This is a genomic window from Chryseobacterium sp. HNCC26DJ241, from assembly GCF_057180505.1.
Genome location: NZ_JBXUGL010000006.1, coordinates 59,921 through 76,558 on the forward strand (window position 1 = coordinate 59,921; position 16,638 = coordinate 76,558).

15 protein-coding genes are annotated in these 16,638 nt (G+C 34.3%); 2 read left to right on the plus strand and 13 right to left on the minus strand.

All coding sequences use genetic code 11. From position 1 onward, the window contains the following. Window positions 1-50 precede the first annotated feature (50 nt). Genes AC2A1C_RS05460 through AC2A1C_RS05485 form a run of 6 tightly spaced genes read right to left on the minus strand, consistent with a single transcriptional unit; the run spans window position 51 to window position 8,441 of the window. Window positions 51-1,382 (minus strand): quinol:cytochrome C oxidoreductase, encoded by a 1,332-nt coding sequence (locus AC2A1C_RS05460; RefSeq protein WP_484024149.1) that lies wholly within the window; start codon window positions 1,380-1,382, stop codon window positions 51-53. Between the two features lie 15 nt (window positions 1,383-1,397). Continuing rightward, the gene (locus AC2A1C_RS05465) at window positions 1,398-2,087 is read right to left on the minus strand and encodes a c-type cytochrome (RefSeq protein ID WP_484024151.1); all 690 of its coding nucleotides are present in this window, start codon (window positions 2,085-2,087) and stop codon (window positions 1,398-1,400) included. Further along, the gene (locus AC2A1C_RS05470) at window positions 2,080-2,601 is read right to left on the minus strand and encodes a DUF3341 domain-containing protein (RefSeq protein ID WP_484024153.1); all 522 of its coding nucleotides are present in this window, start codon (window positions 2,599-2,601) and stop codon (window positions 2,080-2,082) included. The genes AC2A1C_RS05465 and AC2A1C_RS05470 overlap by 8 nt, the downstream gene beginning before the upstream one ends. Next, complete coding sequence (gene nrfD, locus AC2A1C_RS05475; RefSeq protein ID WP_484024155.1) at window positions 2,588-3,982, minus strand: NrfD/PsrC family molybdoenzyme membrane anchor subunit; 1,395 nt, start codon at window positions 3,980-3,982, stop codon at window positions 2,588-2,590. The genes AC2A1C_RS05470 and nrfD overlap by 14 nt, the downstream gene beginning before the upstream one ends. A 21-nt stretch (window positions 3,983-4,003) precedes the next feature. After that, window positions 4,004-7,045: a TAT-variant-translocated molybdopterin oxidoreductase gene (locus AC2A1C_RS05480; protein ID WP_484024157.1), complete on the minus strand. Its 3,042-nt coding sequence runs from the start codon at window positions 7,043-7,045 to the stop codon at window positions 4,004-4,006. A gap of 25 nt (window positions 7,046-7,070) precedes the next feature. Next, window positions 7,071-8,441: a c-type cytochrome gene (locus AC2A1C_RS05485; RefSeq protein WP_484024158.1), complete on the minus strand. Its 1,371-nt coding sequence runs from the start codon at window positions 8,439-8,441 to the stop codon at window positions 7,071-7,073. 181 nt (window positions 8,442-8,622) lie between these two features. Here AC2A1C_RS05485 and AC2A1C_RS05490 point away from each other — a divergent pair, with 181 nt between their 5' ends. Beyond that, the gene (locus tag AC2A1C_RS05490; RefSeq protein ID WP_484024160.1) at window positions 8,623-9,162 is read left to right on the plus strand and encodes an SPOR domain-containing protein; all 540 of its coding nucleotides are present in this window, start codon (window positions 8,623-8,625) and stop codon (window positions 9,160-9,162) included. 45 nt (window positions 9,163-9,207) lie between these two features. Here the strand turns inward: AC2A1C_RS05490 and AC2A1C_RS05495 are convergent, their stop codons facing one another. After that, window positions 9,208-9,894 (minus strand): response regulator transcription factor, encoded by a 687-nt coding sequence (locus AC2A1C_RS05495; protein WP_484024162.1) that lies wholly within the window; start codon window positions 9,892-9,894, stop codon window positions 9,208-9,210. A 40-nt stretch (window positions 9,895-9,934) separates the two neighbouring features. Beyond that, a complete protein-coding gene (locus AC2A1C_RS05500) occupies window positions 9,935-11,482 on the minus strand; it encodes a sensor histidine kinase (RefSeq protein ID WP_484024163.1) in 1,548 nt (515 codons plus the stop codon). A gap of 188 nt (window positions 11,483-11,670) precedes the next feature. On the opposite strand from AC2A1C_RS05500, the gene AC2A1C_RS05505 reads away from it, so the two are divergent. After that, window positions 11,671-12,165: an SRPBCC family protein gene (locus tag AC2A1C_RS05505; protein WP_484024165.1), complete on the plus strand. Its 495-nt coding sequence runs from the start codon at window positions 11,671-11,673 to the stop codon at window positions 12,163-12,165. A 161-nt stretch (window positions 12,166-12,326) separates the two neighbouring features. On the opposite strand, the gene AC2A1C_RS05510 is transcribed toward AC2A1C_RS05505, so the two are convergent. The 5 genes from AC2A1C_RS05510 to AC2A1C_RS05530 form a co-directional block, all read right to left on the minus strand. Next, window positions 12,327-12,674: a hypothetical protein gene (locus AC2A1C_RS05510; protein WP_484024167.1), complete on the minus strand. Its 348-nt coding sequence runs from the start codon at window positions 12,672-12,674 to the stop codon at window positions 12,327-12,329. A 47-nt stretch (window positions 12,675-12,721) separates the two neighbouring features. Then, complete coding sequence (locus AC2A1C_RS05515; RefSeq protein ID WP_484024168.1) at window positions 12,722-13,099, minus strand: four helix bundle protein; 378 nt, start codon at window positions 13,097-13,099, stop codon at window positions 12,722-12,724. A gap of 13 nt (window positions 13,100-13,112) precedes the next feature. Further along, complete coding sequence (locus AC2A1C_RS05520; RefSeq protein ID WP_484024169.1) at window positions 13,113-15,152, minus strand: S9 family peptidase; 2,040 nt, start codon at window positions 15,150-15,152, stop codon at window positions 13,113-13,115. Between the two features lie 88 nt (window positions 15,153-15,240). Further along, the gene (locus AC2A1C_RS05525) at window positions 15,241-15,981 is read right to left on the minus strand and encodes a uroporphyrinogen-III synthase (RefSeq protein ID WP_484024170.1); all 741 of its coding nucleotides are present in this window, start codon (window positions 15,979-15,981) and stop codon (window positions 15,241-15,243) included. A gap of 13 nt (window positions 15,982-15,994) precedes the next feature. After that, a complete protein-coding gene (locus AC2A1C_RS05530) occupies window positions 15,995-16,636 on the minus strand; it encodes a DUF4271 domain-containing protein (RefSeq protein WP_484024171.1) in 642 nt (213 codons plus the stop codon). Window positions 16,637-16,638 lie beyond the last annotated feature (2 nt).

Here is a 16,638-nt window from a genome sequence, read left to right on the forward strand (position 1 = left end):
AAAACCGATTGAAATGCTTCAACCGGTTTATATTGTTTTTCCAAATTATTTTAGAAAGGATATTCATAAATTTTGGATTCGTGTACAAATGGATTTCCTTCAGGAATAAGTTTAAGTTTAGTAAGAGCTGTATTTATAACGAATACAAATAAACCGGCTACAAATAAAACTGATCCAAAGAAAAGAAGGAACAAATCTAAAGATTTCCAGTATGGGCCTACTGTTCCCGGCATTACCATATTGAAGTAATCTAAAATGTGCCCACAAATTACAACTATTGCCATTGTACAAACTACAGTATAATTTCTCTTAATACTTGAGCTTACCATTACCAATAACGGAACTAAGAAATTCACAATTAGCATTGGTAAGAAAGTAGGAGCGTAATATTGGAATCTTCCAAAGAAATAGTTTACTTCTTCCGGAATGTTTGCATACCAATACAACATAAATTGAGCAAACCATGTATACGTCCAAAGCATAGAAGTTGCAAAAAGGAATTTTCCTAAATCATGCAAGTGATTATCATTAAATTGAGGAAGGAATCCATTTTTTTTCAGATAAACACTAAAAAGAATGATTACTGCAATTCCACTTGTCAGACAACTCACCATAGAATACCAAATATACATGGTAGAATACCAGTGAGGATCAATAGACATCAACCAATCCCAAGCCCAAGACGCAGAACAGAATCCGAAAAATACAATATATCCGACAGCCCATCTGTAAAGCATTTGATAATCTCTTGGAGATTTTGTTTCATCTACTTTTTTAGATTGTGATTTTAGTTTCCATGCAAAGAAAGAAGCACCAATAATGTAAATAAATGTTCTAACTAAATAGAAAGGAATATTTAAGAATTTTTTCTTTTCATAAAGAATGACATCAAAATGTGGAGAACCTTCTTTTGTGAGTTCCGGATCCATCCAATGGAAAAGATGTCCGTTATGAGTAGCATTCAGTAAAACAATAATCAGAACAATTGCACCACCTACAGGAATATAAGAAGCAATAGCTTCCATTACTCTTGTTACGATAATAGACCAACCTGCATGAGCAGCATGCTGAATAGAGTAGAAAAATAAAACAACACAACTTACTCCAAAAAAGAATACTGCTACAGAATGAATTGCAGCTAAAGGACGATTATGAACCTGAGTAGTAGCATGCTCCAAATGTGCTGCATGATCTTGAGGTCCCACCAATTCGCTAGAATGTGAAGGAGCAGTGTGTCCATTGGAGTGAGCTGCTTCCATCAAATGTTCAATTTTTGCTGAATCAATACCATGATTGATGAAATATCCTGCAGCAAAAAGCACCAGTCCTAAAACGATGAGTATAATTGAAGTTAATTTTAATTTAGGTGAAAAAGTATACATTTTTTCTTCTTTTAATTATTTAGTAGCTGTTGAATCTGTTTTTGCTGCACCAGCAGTTGTAGCAGCAGGAACGCTTCCTCCTTTAAAGGCACTCATTACATACATGGCAACACGCCATCTATCTCCCGGTTTCAACTGACCTGCATAAGAACCCATTGCATTTCTACCATAGCTTAGTACATAGTGTACAGAACCTACAGTAATTTGTCTATCCTTATAATTTGGAACACCGGAATATGCACCGCTTTTTACAATTGGACCTTGTCCGTCCCCACCAGTTCCATGACAAGCAGAACATGTATGATCGAATAAAATTTTACCCCTTTCAATATCTTTATCCTTATTTTTAGGATCAAGAGGAGAAACAGTTATTGATTTTGAAGTTTCATATCCTGCATTGTACTGATCTGGAGATAATGCTTTATCATAATTTGTTTCAACAACACCATCAGCATTTTGAGAAATAGTTCCCTCTACAGGAGAAAGACCTGTAGCTCCATCGTTTTTAGTAAAAAGAGGAATCTCATTATCGTGATCAGAGTAAGGATCATCAGCTTTCATCAATGGATCGTAAGCAACCGGAAAATACATATCCGGAAAATATACCAAAGGCGGATTATCTTTTGGTCCACATGAATTAAGCAAAATCGTTGTTAAACCTAAGACTGCTGTTATTTTTAATATATTCTTTTTCATGTTAAGCATCTTTTACGGTTATTTCTTCAACACCAGTATCAATCAATATCTGCTTTACAGTTTCCACGTCTTCCGTTACAAACTCCATCATGAATTTATCATCCGTAGTTCTTGGATCCGGATTTTGTGCAGGACAACCAGGATACATTTTGTTTCTCGCCAAAAAAGTAAGAGACATCATGTGTGCAGCACAGAAAACCATAAGCTCAAACATTGGTACTACGAAAGCAGGCATATTGTGTCCCCAATCAAAAGAAGGTTTTCCTCCAATATTTTGTGGCCAGTCATGGTTCATCATATACCACGTTACAGTTGCTCCGATAGTAACTCCATAGCAAGCATAGATAAATGCAGCATCAGAAATTCTGGTTTTTCTAAGTTTTAAAGCTTTATCCAACCCGTGAACAGGAAATGGAGTATACACTTCATTAATTTTAATTCCTTTATCCATAAAGGTTTTTACGCCATGCATCAAATCGTCATCGTCTGCGTAAACTCCGTAAATAATTTTAGTGGTGCTCATCTCCTTCTTTTGCTTTATAAGTTTCACCAGAAATTTTCAAAATCGATTTTAATTCTGCCTGTGCAATTACAGGGAATGTTCTTGCATATAAAAGGAATAATACAGAGAAGAATCCGATAGTTCCTAAATATACTCCCACATCAATAATGGTAGGTTTAAACATTGTCCAAGATCCAGGTAAATAGTCTCTTGAAAGGTTGATAACAATAATGTCAAAACGCTCGAACCACATACCGATATTGATAATTAGGGCAATAATAAATGTTGCCAAAATATTTGTTCTTACTCTCTTGAACCAGAATAAAGCCGGAATTACAAGGTTGCAAATAATCAACGCCCAGAAAGCCCACCAATAAGGTCCTGTTGCTGCTCCCGGAGAAAGATATGTAAAATCTTCAAATCTGGAACCGGAATACCATCCGATAAAATACTCCGTTGCGTATGCTACAGTTACCATTCCTCCTGTTACAATAATTACTATGTTCATAATTTCAATATGATACATCGTAATATATTCTTCAAGATGGCAAACTTTTCTTGCAACTAACAATAGTGTTTGTACCATTGCAAATCCCGAAAAAATTGCTCCTGCAACGAAATAAGGAGGATAGATTGTAGAGTGCCATCCTTTAATTACCGAAGTCGAGAAGTCAAAGGATACGGTTGTATGTACTGAGAATACAAGAGGAGTTGCTAAACCTGCTAATACTAAAGATAATTCTTCAAATCTTTGCCAGTGTTTTGCTTTTCCACCCCATCCGAAAGATAAAAGAGTATAAATTTTTCTCGTCCATGGAGTTTTTGCTCTGTCTCTGATCATTGCAAAGTCAGGAATCAATCCCATAAACCAGAAAACTGTGGATACTGAGAAATATGTTGAGATTGCAAATACGTCCCAAAGTAGAGGTGAATTGAAATTCGGCCAAAGAGATCCGAATTGGTTTGGTAAAGGGAAAACCCAATATCCTACCCAAACTCTACCCATGTGAATTACCGGAAAGATTGCTGCCTGTACTACCGCAAAAATAGTCATCGCTTCCGCAGATCTGTTTACGGACATTCTCCATCTTTGTCTAAATAATAATAATACTGCAGAAATTAGAGTTCCGGCGTGACCAATACCTACCCACCAAACGAAATTGGTAATATCCCAACCCCAGTTGATGGTTCTGTTTAGACCCCAAGATCCAATTCCGGTACCAATTGTATAAGCGATACACCCAAATCCGTAGATAAATAGAGCTAAAGCAGCGTATAAAGAAATCCACCATAATTTTCCCGCTCTTTCTTCAATAGGTCTCGCAATATCTTCTGTGATATCATGATATGTTTTGTGACCAATAATTAAAGGTTCCCTAATCGGGGCTTCGTAATGTGACATTTTATATTACCTTATTATTATTTAAACATTTGATTCTTTTCTATTTCTTACTTTAGTGTGATAGAATACATTTGGTTTTGTACCGATCTCCTCTAGTAGATAATATCTTCTGTTGCTATTGTACAGTTCTCTTACTGTTGAAGTTTTATCATTCATGTCTCCGAATTGCAGCGCTCCTGTAGAACAAGCAGCAGCACAAGCACTTGATTTTTTGAATTCTTCATCAGTAACAGCTCTGTTTTCTTTCTTAGCATTCAGAATTGTTGATTGAGTTTGCTGGATACACATTGAGCATTTTTCCATTACCCCTCTTGTTCTGGTTACAACATCAGGATTCAGAACCATTCTTCCTAAATCATTATTCATATTGTAATCGAACTTGTCATTCAATGCATAATTGAACCAGTTAAATCTTCTTACTTTATATGGACAGTTGTTTGCACAATATCTTGTACCAATACATCTGTTGTAAGCCATTTGGTTTTGACCTTGTTTTCCATGAGAAGTAGCAGCAACCGGACACACAGTTTCACAAGGAGCGTGGTTACAATGCTGACACATTACCGGTTGGAAAATCACATCCGGACTTTCACTTGGTTCAATTAATATATCGTAAAGGTTAGGAACATTTAATCCTCTGTCTACACCTTCTTTTGTTTCAATTTTTTCTTTTGCAGAGTAGTAACGGTCAATTCTTAACCAGTACATGTCTCTCGACATTCTGATTTCGTCTTTTCCTACAACTGCAGTATTATTTTCAGCCTGACAAGCAATTACGCAAGCTCCACAACCAGTACAAGAATTTAAGTCTACTGAAAGATTGAAATGTGGTCCATCAGTATCGTCAAAAGAATCCCAAAGGTCGATTTTTTTGGCAGGCAAAGCTCCACCAATAGTATGATATTCCAAAGGCTTGTTCCAACCATGGTGTTCATCATCGAAAGGAACAGTAAGGAAAGTTTCCAAAGGAACTTCTTTTGCTATTTCGTAACGACCCATCAAAGTATTTTGAAGCTGCATTCCTGCAAATTCATGTACTTCTTCTGTTTTTTCAATTTTTACATTGGAAAGAGAAGTGTTTGATCCATCGAATAAAGGATAAGCATTTACACCTGTTTCAGCTACTTTTCCGGAGTTTTTCTTACCATAACCTAAAGCAAGACCAAGAGATCCTTCTGCTTGTCCAGGTTGAATATAAACAGGAACATCTTTTAGTGTAACATTATTTACAGTAAGATTTACTTTATCACCATCAAGCTGCATTCTTGCATTCAGATTATTTTCAATTCCTAAATCTTTTGCATCTTTTGGTGAAATAGTAAGGTAATTATCCCAAGATAATCTCGTAATTGGATCCGGCATTTCCATTAACCATGGGTTGTTGGATTGAGTTCCGTCTCCGATTGCCGTTTTAGTATACAATTGCAATTCTAATGGTGCAGATTTGAATCCTGCCAATTCTGTAATCGCTTTTGCAGCGTCTCCACCTGAATATGCTAATGTAACTGCATTTCCAATTGCATTGAATCCGTTATACAACGCTTTGTTGAAAGAATTTCCTCCCAATAAAGAGGTTGCATTATTTTTTAAATAATTGTAATAATTATTAGCAGAACTGTTTTTTCCATTAATCCAAACCAATAAAGACTCTTCAATCTGTCTAGGTTTAAATACTTTTTGAATGGTTGGCTGCATCAAAGAATAAACCCCTGATTCCGGAGTAATATCTCCCCAAGATTCCAACCAATGAGCAGAAGGAATTACTACTTTTGCTGCTTTATATATTTCATTCTTCTTATCTGTCGTTGCAATAACGTGAGGAACATTTTTAACTGCCGCTTCAAAGGCTGCTCCTTTATTAGAAGAATAAATTGGGTTTACATTGTTGGTAATCAGAACTTCTACTTGTTTATTGTTCATCCAACCAAGGAATTCCTGATATCTTGCATGATCGTATTCTTTCAAAAGATTTGCTTTTCCTGTGAAAGCTACTGATCCTAATTTTTGATTAATTAAATGTGCTAAAACATAAGCCGCTTTCGAACCTTCTGCAAAGACAACTGCCTTGTTTCCTTTTGCCTGAAGCTCCTTTACAATTGCAGTAGCATTCTTATCCGCAGTTCCACCGTTTAAACCTTTGTATACTTCTACTAAAGTTTTAAAAACAGCGCTCGGCTTCATTTTAATTCTAGTATCTGCATTTGCACCAGTAAGACTCATATTAGATTCTACCTGAATATGTCTCAACATATCTTTTCCAGGTTTTCTGGCAGCAGCATAAGAAACTTCAAGACTTTGAGCATTGTAATCTCCTAAGAAATCGGCATTGAAAGAAACCACCAACTGAGATTCTGTTAAATCATAAACAGGTAACGCTCTTTGCCCGAAAACTTCCAGAGATGCGTCTAACGCAGCAGCATAAGGATAAGCATCATACGTTACGAGTTCAGCAGTTGGATATTTTGCTTTGAAATCTGCAAAAAGCTTTTTGAAAGTAGGGCTTGGAAAAGAATGAGATAATACTACAATTTTTTTCGCACCAGCTCCTGAAAGCGCTTTTAAAACATAGTCGTCTACTTTATCAAAAGTTTCGTCTTTCCCGTCAAGTTTTGGTTGTTTTACTTTATCATTATCGTATAAAGAAAGAACGCTTGCTTGTGCTCTTGCATTGGTTTTTCCTAAATTTCCCGCAGCTGGATTAGCATCAATTCTAATTGGTCTTCCTTCCCGCGTTTTTACTAAAACACTTGCAAAATCAAAACCATCAAAATAAGTGGAAGCGAAGAAATTTGGCAATCCCGGAGTAATACTATGAGGTTTTACTACATAAGGAATTGTTTTGATAACAGGAGCCTCACATGCAGCCAAAGTAACTGCCGCAGTTGAAAATCCTAAAAGTTTCAGAAAGTCTCTTCTTGAAGTGCTTGAAGAGTTCGTTTTCTCATCACCCAAAAAATCTTCAACCGGAATTTCATTTTGAAACTCTTTCTGAGCCAGCTTATTGTTCAAAGCCGGATCTTTAAGTTCATGAATACTTCTGAATTGTATTTTGTTTGAAGCCATTTATACTTCTATTTTTCGTTATTAATTAATAGTGACATTTACCACACTCAAGTCCGCCAATTGCAGCTACTGTAATTTTACCTTCAGAGTTTGGATATTGTTTTTTCAACTTATCATGCAGACTTTTGAAATATTCCTGATTGTATCCGTTCGTCATATCCACTTCTGTAGTTCTGTGACATTCGATACACCATCCCATTGTAAAATTATTTGCCATCTGAACCACATTCATGGTATCAATTTTTCCGTGACAAGCCTTACATACAACATCAATTTGATTTTCAGGATTTTTCTTATTGAAAGAATTGATGATTGCCTTTTCTCCGGCAATTACGTGTTGAGAGTGATTGAAGTAAACAAAATCCGGCATATTGTGAATTCTTGTCCACTCAATTGGCTTTGTTTTTCCAGTATATTGCTGTTTTGCAGGATCCCAGCCAGCCGCAGCATATATTTTTTGAATTTCCCCAGTATAGAATTCTTTGCTCTTACCAGGTTCTATATATTTTCCTTTGTATTCTGAAATCATTCTGTGGCAGTTCATACAAACATTTACAGAAGGAATTTCGGAAACTTTTCCATATTTTGCACTGGAGTGGCAAAGCTGGCAATCAATTTTATTTTCCCCCGCGTGAATTTTGTGTGAGAAATAGATTGGTTGTTCCGGCTTATATCCTTTATAAACACCAATCCACATCATCCAGTTCCAAAGTCCATAAGCAGCAAGAATAGTAAGGATCCCAAGAATTCCTTTTCCTACGACACTGTATTTTTGGTATAATTCTGCGAAGGTAAGAGCTCTTGTAGAATTCAGGTCTGAAAGCTCTTCTGTCTGCTGAAGTTTTACTAATTGTCTTAATTTCAAAAGTAGCCAAACAAGTAATAAAGCAATGGCAATAAGCGCGATAAGAATTGCTTTAGAGTTTGCACTTTGTTGTTGAGCTTTTTGCAGAGCCTCTAAAGAAGCCTGGCTATCTTCCGCTCCAGCTTTGGTATCAGTAGCTGCTGGTTCAGCAGGAGGATTGGAAGTGTAAGCAAGGATATTGTCAATATCAGCGTCTGTGAGATTTGGAAACTGAAGCATTTCAGTTTTGTTGAATTTTTCAAAAACCTCATTGGCATATTTGTCTCCAGAAGCTCTAAAGGCTTTATTGTCTTTGATCCATTTGTAAAACCAGTCTTTTTCAATATTTTGATCTTTTTTCAGACGTTCTACAACTCCACCTAATGCAGGACCAATAACTTGCTTATCCAAAGCGTGACACGCTGTACAGTTTGCCTTAAATAGTTCCTGCCCTTTCGCAGGATCACCTTGTGCATACACTGAAGCGCTGGTTGATAACAATAGACCTATTGCAATCAGCCCTTTCTTGTAATGCTTTCTCCAACTAATCATTTATATAATCTTGGGTTAGTAAAATTTTAGATTTACATTCAATTCGGCAAAAATATAACTTTTAACAGAAATTTAACGCCTAACATTACTGCTAAATATCATTTTTTATAATTTGTAATAATTCTAAATAACTAAGTTTGGAATAATTTTTATTTGTTTTATTTTTGCCAAAATTATTTTAATGAAAAGTTTGATCAAAATTTCTTTCATTTTTTCTTTTGCATTTTTTTTCCAATCAAATGCTCAGGTTGTAGTGAAGAATGATACCATTTCGGGAACTCCATTGGTGATATCGATGGATGAAAGAATTAATAATGCTTTGGAAAGTGCAGAGGATAACTGTACAAGAATTTCAAAGATTGATAATTTTGATAATAATTCTTCATCTTCTTCCGGAGGTTCCAAAACAGTGATAAAGGTTCCTGAAAAAGAAATGTCCAATGCAGAAATTTGCAAAAAAAATCCAAGAATTATGGGTTACAAGATCCAGCTTACGGTGGTGAAAAGCAACGAAGAAGCAAGAGAAGTAGGATTATATTTCAGGAGAAGATTTCCAAATATAAAAGTTGAAATTGACGCTTCTCTACGTCCAAATTATAAAGTAATGGCGGGAAGCTACTTCAGTAAACAAAGTGCGGCTTCAGATCTTAAAAAGATAAAAGAATATTTTAAATCAGCAGTTCCTATCCAGTATCGTGTTTTCTGTGTGGAGGCAAAATAAAATATTTTGATAAAATGAAAATCCCCAATTTGGGGATTTTATTTTTTAATTTTTCACTAATAGACGGAAACCTTCTCCGTGTACATTGATGATTTCCAAACCATCATCATCTTTTAGTAGCTTACGCAATTTTGCAATATATACATCCATGCTTCTTGCCGTAAAATAATTTTCTTTTTTCCAGATTTTTCTAAGTGCCAGATCTCTTGGCATAAAATCATTTCTGTGTAAGCAAAGTAATTTTAAAAGTTCATTTTCTTTTGGAGAAAGTTTATATTCTTTATCTCCGACTCTCAATTGGCGAAGCATAGAATCAAAGAAAATGTTACTGATTTTAAACTGTTCCTGTTCTTCATCTTCCAAAGAAGCGCTTCTTTGCAGGATCGCTTTTATTTTGTAAAGTAGAAGTTCGGTATCGAAAGGTTTTGTAATATAATCATCTGCACCAAGCTGATATCCTTTCAGTATATCTTCGCGCATATTTCTTGCGGTAAGGAAAATAATAGGTTTTGTTTTATCAATTTTCTTTACATCTTCAGCTAAGGAAAAGCCATCTTTTTTTGGCATCATTACATCAAAAATGCAAATGTCAAAATCTTTTTCGGTAAATTCTTTTAAGCCTTGTTCTCCGTCTGTTGCCAGTGTAACGTCGAAGTTATTTATTGTAAGATAATCTTTCAGCACTGCGCCGAAACTTTGATCGTCTTCTACAAGTAAGATTCTGTTGCTCATATCTTTAGAATTAATATTTTAATAATTAGTGATTTTTTATTTAGACCATTGGTAATTTCACAGTGAATGTAGAGCCCTTTCCTTTATGAGATTCTACGGAAATTTGTCCTTTATGCAGCTCTACAATTTTTTTCACATAAGAAAGTCCAAGTCCTTGTCCTTTTACATTGTGGATATTTCCGGTTTCTTCGCGGAAGAATTTTTCAAAAATTTTGGTTTTGTTTTGTATGTCCATTCCCATTCCTTTATCCGAAATTTCGATGACGTACCAGTTTCCTTCATTTCTCGTTTTTATTTTTATTTCGGGAGCTTCGGGAGAATATTTATTGGCATTATCCAGAAGATTGATCAGCATATTGGAAAAATGAAATTCGTCAATTTTAAAATTATATTTATCCGCCTGAAATTCCTGTGTAAATGTCCCGCTTCTCTGTGCAACAATAAGTCCGAAAGATTCTGAAATTTCTTTGATAAGGCCACGAACATTGGCTTCTTTTAAAAATAATTTCACTTCATTTCTTTCCAATTTACTCATATTCAGGACGTTTTCTACCTGCTTTTTCATTCTCAGATTTTCCTGTTTGATGAGGTTGGAATAATATTTCACTTTTTCCGGATTCGTGGCAATTTTGTCATTTGCCAATGAATCGGTTGCTACAGAAATTGTCGCTAAAGGCGTTTTGAATTCGTGAGACATATTATTGATGAAATCCGTTTTTACTTCCGAAATTTTCTTTTGTTTCATCATATAATTGATGGAAATGATATAAATCCCCAAAATGGTAAGCAAAGACATAAAGGTTCCCAAAAGCATGGGAAGATTATTTTTTGCGAGTGAATATTCTTTTCTCGGAAAAACCAGCGATAGAGTATATAAAGTACGATCTTTATTATCCGTAAAAAGAGGATAAGAATAATTGCTCAGATCTTTTTGCTCCTTAAAAATAACATTGGTAACGACAGTTGGTTTATTATTTTTATCAATAACGCTGAATCCGAATTTTGTCGTTATTCCTTTCATTTTCAGTTCTTTATTCAGAACAGAATCTAATGTTTTATTGTCTACTCTTTTATTGATGGGCAAATTAGAAGCATTTAGTTTGGCAAATTCTTTTAATGAATATTCACCATTTTGTATGGATTGGCTGAGATCGGAAGTGAGAAGTTCGGGAGTGTTTGTATCTTTTTTAATATGGACTAATGCTTCATCTGTATACATTTTGGTAAGATTCAGGCTATCTCCTTTTAGGGAAATCGGAATTTGCTGTTTTTCAATAATGTTTTTGGAATAGGTAATGGATCTTCTGCTTGCTGAATCTTCCACCTGTTGAATCGTAGTAAGTGTAGGCTGATTACCACCCGCAATCACACTTTTTCCAAAATTTTTGTATTCACGGTTAAGGTATTTATCTATTTCAATATCAGAAATTTTCTTGGTAGAAGTTTCCAAAGCGGAATATACTTTATTGGAAAAATCTTGTTCCAAAGCAGAATAATAGCCTTTAAGCCAATAAAATTGTAAGGTTACAAAGACGATTAATGAAATCGTCATAAAAACGGATATGATTGGGATAAATCTATTATTCATGGATAAATTTTCAATTCCAAATGTTAAAATTACTGTTTTTAACAAAATAAACGTAATAAATTAATTTTTATTTTATTAAAGTTTTCTTAAAAATTGAATTTTTAACATTTTATTGTGAATATCAAATTATTTGCCATGTTGTAAGTTTTGAGTATAAATACTATCGTAAATTTGTAAAAAAAGAAATAATGAATACAGAGATTGTTTTTAATGTAGATCATGACGAAGCCACTATTTTCGTTATGAAGATTTATGAAAGTAACGTCTCCATTGTTTGGGATTATTTCACAAAACCGGAACTTCTGGATTTGTGGTGGGCTCCAAAACCATGGAAATGCGAGACAAAAAGTCATGATTTCCAAAACGGCGGAAAATGGCATTACGCAATGGTTGGTCCAAGCGGAGAGCGTCATTACGCCAATGCAGAATTTTTGGAAATTACACCAAAGAGAAGCATCTCATGGAGAGATTATTTTTCGGATGAAGAAGGAAATCCGAATAGTGATTTGCCAAGTTCTAATTGGCTAATTGGTTTTACAGGAGTGGAAGAAGGAACGAAATTAACAGTGAATCTTCATTTCGCATCCAAAGAAGCTATGAACGAAATTTTAGAAATGGGCTTTGAAGAAGGTTTTAAAATGGGACTCAATCAATTGGAAGATGTATTGAAATCTGAAAAATAAACATTGAACTTGAACCACAAAAGTCACAAAAGACTAATTATACAAAAGCCTAAAATAGTAGATACTAAATTTAGCTTTTTTAGAATTTTGATAACCTTTAGATCAACAATCTTTTGTGGCTTTTGTGGTTTAAAAAATTAAACCCATCACTAAAAATTATTTTAAACTTTAAAAAGTCCTTCATCCATAAAATATTGGATGATGGCTTTTTTCATCAAAAGTTGTTGTTCGTTGGGTTTCAGCTCCGGAAGTTCTTCTACTTGTTCAAAATGCGGATATCCGTCTTCATCATAATCTGAAAATTTGTAATATCCGAAAGGTTCTAAAAGTCTGCAAACCGCAATATGAATGAGATTTACTTTGTCATCTTTTGTATATTTCTGTTTTCCGCTTCCCAGTTCCTGAACGCCAATTAAAAATAGCATCGTTTCCACAGGAACATTTTTTTCCGTCTGGAAATTTTCTTCAAAAAATTCTTCTACTTTCTTCCAAAGTTCTGCTTCGGTCATAATTGATAATTAATAAATGATAATTGATAACCAATAATTGATTTTTTTTATTTTAAGTTTTTCAACTCGTCTCCTAATTTCTTTTTGTAAGAAGAGGTTACTTTGAGTATTTCTGTTGCTTCGTTTATTATTTCTACTATTTTATCCGAATCAATCAGTTGGAGTTCTTCAATCATTTCAAGCCAAAAAACGGTCTCGTCAGATTCTTCAACAACAATACAAATTTTAGAAAATTTTTCTTTTATCGATCTAGCTCTACACATTGCTCTATAATTACAAGCAGTAGATGAAGATGAACGAATAACCTGCTTCCGAATATTTGATATTTTATCAGAATACGGTAAATCACACAATTCAACAATAATATTTAACGCAAGTTGTTTAGTTCTTTTTGCAAAAATTTGATTATAGTTTTCCGAATCCATCAATAATCAATTATCATTTATCAATCATTAAAAGAAATCCATATTCCAGTGCATCTTCTTTCAGGCTTTCAAATCTTCCGCTTGCACCGCCATGTCCGGAACTCATGTCAGTTTTGAAAATTAAAATATTGTTGTCGGTTTTCAAATCCCTCAATTTAGCCGTCCATTTTGCGGGTTCCCAATATTGAACCTGAGAATCGTGCAAACCAGTGGTTATTAAAATATTAGGATAATTTTTTGCTTCCACATTATCATAAGGAGAATACGATTTCATATAATCGTAGTATTCTTTATCGTTGGGATTTCCCCATTCATCATATTCTCCGGTTGTTAAAGGAATGGTTTCATCCAACATTGTGGTTACAACATCCACAAAAGGGACTTGTGCTACAATTCCATGAAATAATTCTGGTTCATAATTGATGATTGCTCCCATCAAAAGTCCACCTGCGCTTCCACCCATTGCATAAAGATGTCGGGAAGAAGTGTAATTTTCTTTTATTAAAAATTTTGCAGCATCAATAAAATCGAAAAACGTATTTTTCTTTTGCAGCATTTTTCCATCTTCATACCATTCTCTTCCTAAATACTCACCACCACGAATATGAGCAATCGCATAAATAAAACCTCTGTCCAAAATGGAAAGTCTTACATTTGAAAAACTTGCATCTACAGTATGTCCATAACTTCCATATCCATAAAGCAATAAAGGTGTGTTCTCTGATTTTTTAGTGTCTTTATGATACACCAAAGAAATAGGAATCAAAGTTTTACCATCTCTTGAAGGAGCCCAGACTCTTTCCGAAACATAATTTTCCGGGAAAAATTTTCCACCCAAAACTTCCTGTTGTTTCAAAAGTTTTGTGGTTTTTTCTTTCATATTATATTCAAAAGTGGAAGCGGGAACAGTAAGTGAAGTGTAACCGTATCGTAAAACTTCTGTGTCAAATTCCAGATTCAGGCTGATATAAGCAGTATAAGTAGGGTCTGTGAAAGGAAGGTAATGGAAATCTCCGGTTTTGTTTTCAATAATTTTTATTTGTAGAAGCCCTTCGTTTCTTTCTTCCAGAACAAGATAGTCTTTAAAAATTTCAAAACCTTCTAGCAAAACCTTATTTCGATGAGGGATTACATCTTTCCAATTCTCGATTCCGCAGTTTTCTACTTTCGTTTTTACTAATTTAAAATTGGTGGCCTCATCAGCATTGGTGATAATATAGAATTCGTCTTCGAAATGTTCTACGGAATATTCCAGATCCGGAATTCTTGGCTGAACAATTGTCCATTCCGCAAAAACATTATCGGAAGGAATGAAACGCATTTCGTCCGAAATTGTGCTGGAACTTGTGATAAAAATGTATTCTAAGGATTTGGTTTTGAAAAGATTCACATCAAAAGCGTCGTCTTTCTCGTGATAAATCAAAACGTCTTTTGAAGAATCCGTCTCTAATTCATGTCTGAAAACCTGAAAAGCACGGAGATTTTTATCTTTTCGGATGTAAAAAACATGTTGGTTATCATTTGCCCAAACTGCTTTTCCTGTTGTGTTTTCAATTTGATCTTCAAGAATTTCTCCCGTTTTCAAATTTTTAAATTGAATGGTATAAATTCTTCTTCCCACATTATCCGAAGAAAAACTGGCAATTTCGTTATTTGGACTTACGGCAACACTTCCGACTTCGAAGAAACTTTCTCCTTCCGCTAGAATATTTACATCAAGAATTATTTCTTCAGTATTTTCGAGAGTAAGATGCTTCCTGCAAAAAATAGGATATTCTTTTCCTTCTTCAAATCTTACGATATACCAATATTCATAGAAGAAGTAAGGTAAAGATTCATCATCTTTTTTGTATCGGGATTTCATTTCCTCATAAAGTTCTTCCTGAAGATTTTCAGTGTCTTTCATAATGAAATCGCAATAGGCATTTTCTTCTTTCAGATACTCTATTACTTCAGGATTTTCTCTTTCATTCAACCAGAAATAAGGATCAATTCTTGTGTCTCCGTGAATTTCAAGAGATTTATTTATTTTTTTTGCTTTAGGAGCATTCATATTCTTCAAAAATAGGGTTTAAATTTAATAAAAAACCATCTGATCCGGAAAGGAAAAGACGGTTGCATATTTTTTAGTGTTACAAAAATTATTTGTTCACAGTTCTGATATATTTTTCGATAGCCATAGTCATGGATGGCGTTTCTTTGCTTGGAGCCATTACATCAATTCTCAATCCGGCTCCTTCTGCTGCTTGCAGAGTTGTAGTTCCAAAAACAGCAATTTTAGTGTCTTCTTGCTTGAAATTTTTAAAATTTTCCTGTAAAGATTTAATTCCTTGTGGACTGAAAAACACCAACATGTCATAATCTTTGATCTGAATATCAGTAAGATCCGAGCAAACGGTTTTATACATGATAGCTCTTGTCCAGTCTACATTGGATGCTTCCAAAACTTTCGGAATATCCGGACTTAAAACATCGGAAGAAGGCAAAAGATACTTTTCAGTTGGATATTTTTTGAAAAGCGGAGCCAAATCTGAAAAATTCTTCTCGCCGTAGCTGATTTTTCTTTTTCTGTAAACGATGTGTTTCTGTAGATAATTGGCAATTGCTTCCGACTGACAGATGTATCTCATAGAATCCGGAACCTGAAAACGCATTTCTTCCGCAAGTCTGAAATAGTGATCTACCGCATTTTTACTGGTGAAAATGATACCAGTATATTGGGAAAGATCAATTTTTTGGGTTCTTAGTTCTTTCGCATCTACGCCTTCCACATGGATAAATGGGCGAAAATCAATTTTTATTTTTTCCTTCTTTGCAATCTCCAGATAAGGTGAAGATTCATTAGGAACAGGCTGTGAAACTAATATAGACTTAATTTTCATCTTCAAAAGTGTGCTAAAAAAACAATACTTTCCATAAAGCAAATAAAGGCGCGATTTGGAGGCTGCAAATATACAAAATTTTATAATACCACTTTATGGGAAGAATTTGGTTTTTATGAAAAAAATAAAAAAACAGTTTGAAAATAAAAACAAATCCCCCAAAAATTAGATAAAAAAACAATGCTTTTTTTCTGTCAATATCAAAATAATAATGTGAAATGCACAATATCATCAGCAATAATGAAATAGCAAAGTAAAACTTATTTATGGTGAAATAAAAGATTCCCCATTTTCTTGCGTTTCCAATTCCGGAATAAAACAAATAGGTAAAACAAATTTTTAAAAAATAAAAAAGAAGTACACAGATAAATGTAAATCCAAATTTGTTGAGCTCTAATCCGAAAAGATGCAGATCAGAGATTTTTTTCGGAACAATAGGAATGTATTGCGAAATCAAAATGGAAGAAACTGTGCAAAAAACAATGGAAGTAATGGCCCATGAAAGAAAAACATTGCTGGAATCTACATATTCTTCCACAAAAAAATCTTTCAAACGAATGTCTCTTAGCAAAGAAATAAACATAAAAGCATACGCAAAAAGACATAACAATAATGTTATAATCACCCAGTCATTATGTTCAGGAATCCTTATCAAGA

Excerpts from the sequence above, each read along its gene's own strand:
- AC2A1C_RS05460 (WP_484024149.1), bottom strand. The coding sequence starts at position 1,382 with ATGTATACTTTTTCACCTAAATTAAAATTAACTTCAATTATACTCATC.
- AC2A1C_RS05465 (WP_484024151.1), bottom strand. The coding sequence starts at position 2,087 with ATGCTTAACATGAAAAAGAATATATTAAAAATAACAGCAGTCTTAGGT.
- AC2A1C_RS05470 (WP_484024153.1), bottom strand. The coding sequence starts at position 2,601 with ATGAGCACCACTAAAATTATTTACGGAGTTTACGCAGACGATGACGAT.
- nrfD (WP_484024155.1), bottom strand. The coding sequence starts at position 3,982 with ATGTCACATTACGAAGCCCCGATTAGGGAACCTTTAATTATTGGTCAC.
- AC2A1C_RS05480 (WP_484024157.1), bottom strand. The coding sequence starts at position 7,045 with ATGGCTTCAAACAAAATACAATTCAGAAGTATTCATGAACTTAAAGAT.
- AC2A1C_RS05485 (WP_484024158.1), bottom strand. The coding sequence starts at position 8,441 with ATGATTAGTTGGAGAAAGCATTACAAGAAAGGGCTGATTGCAATAGGT.
- AC2A1C_RS05490 (WP_484024160.1), top strand. The coding sequence starts at position 8,623 with ATGAAAAGTTTGATCAAAATTTCTTTCATTTTTTCTTTTGCATTTTTT.
- AC2A1C_RS05495 (WP_484024162.1), bottom strand. The coding sequence starts at position 9,894 with ATGAGCAACAGAATCTTACTTGTAGAAGACGATCAAAGTTTCGGCGCA.
- AC2A1C_RS05500 (WP_484024163.1), bottom strand. The coding sequence starts at position 11,482 with ATGAATAATAGATTTATCCCAATCATATCCGTTTTTATGACGATTTCA.
- AC2A1C_RS05505 (WP_484024165.1), top strand. The coding sequence starts at position 11,671 with ATGAATACAGAGATTGTTTTTAATGTAGATCATGACGAAGCCACTATT.
- AC2A1C_RS05510 (WP_484024167.1), bottom strand. The coding sequence starts at position 12,674 with ATGACCGAAGCAGAACTTTGGAAGAAAGTAGAAGAATTTTTTGAAGAA.
- AC2A1C_RS05515 (WP_484024168.1), bottom strand. The coding sequence starts at position 13,099 with ATGGATTCGGAAAACTATAATCAAATTTTTGCAAAAAGAACTAAACAA.
- AC2A1C_RS05520 (WP_484024169.1), bottom strand. The coding sequence starts at position 15,152 with ATGAATGCTCCTAAAGCAAAAAAAATAAATAAATCTCTTGAAATTCAC.
- AC2A1C_RS05525 (WP_484024170.1), bottom strand. The coding sequence starts at position 15,981 with ATGAAAATTAAGTCTATATTAGTTTCACAGCCTGTTCCTAATGAATCT.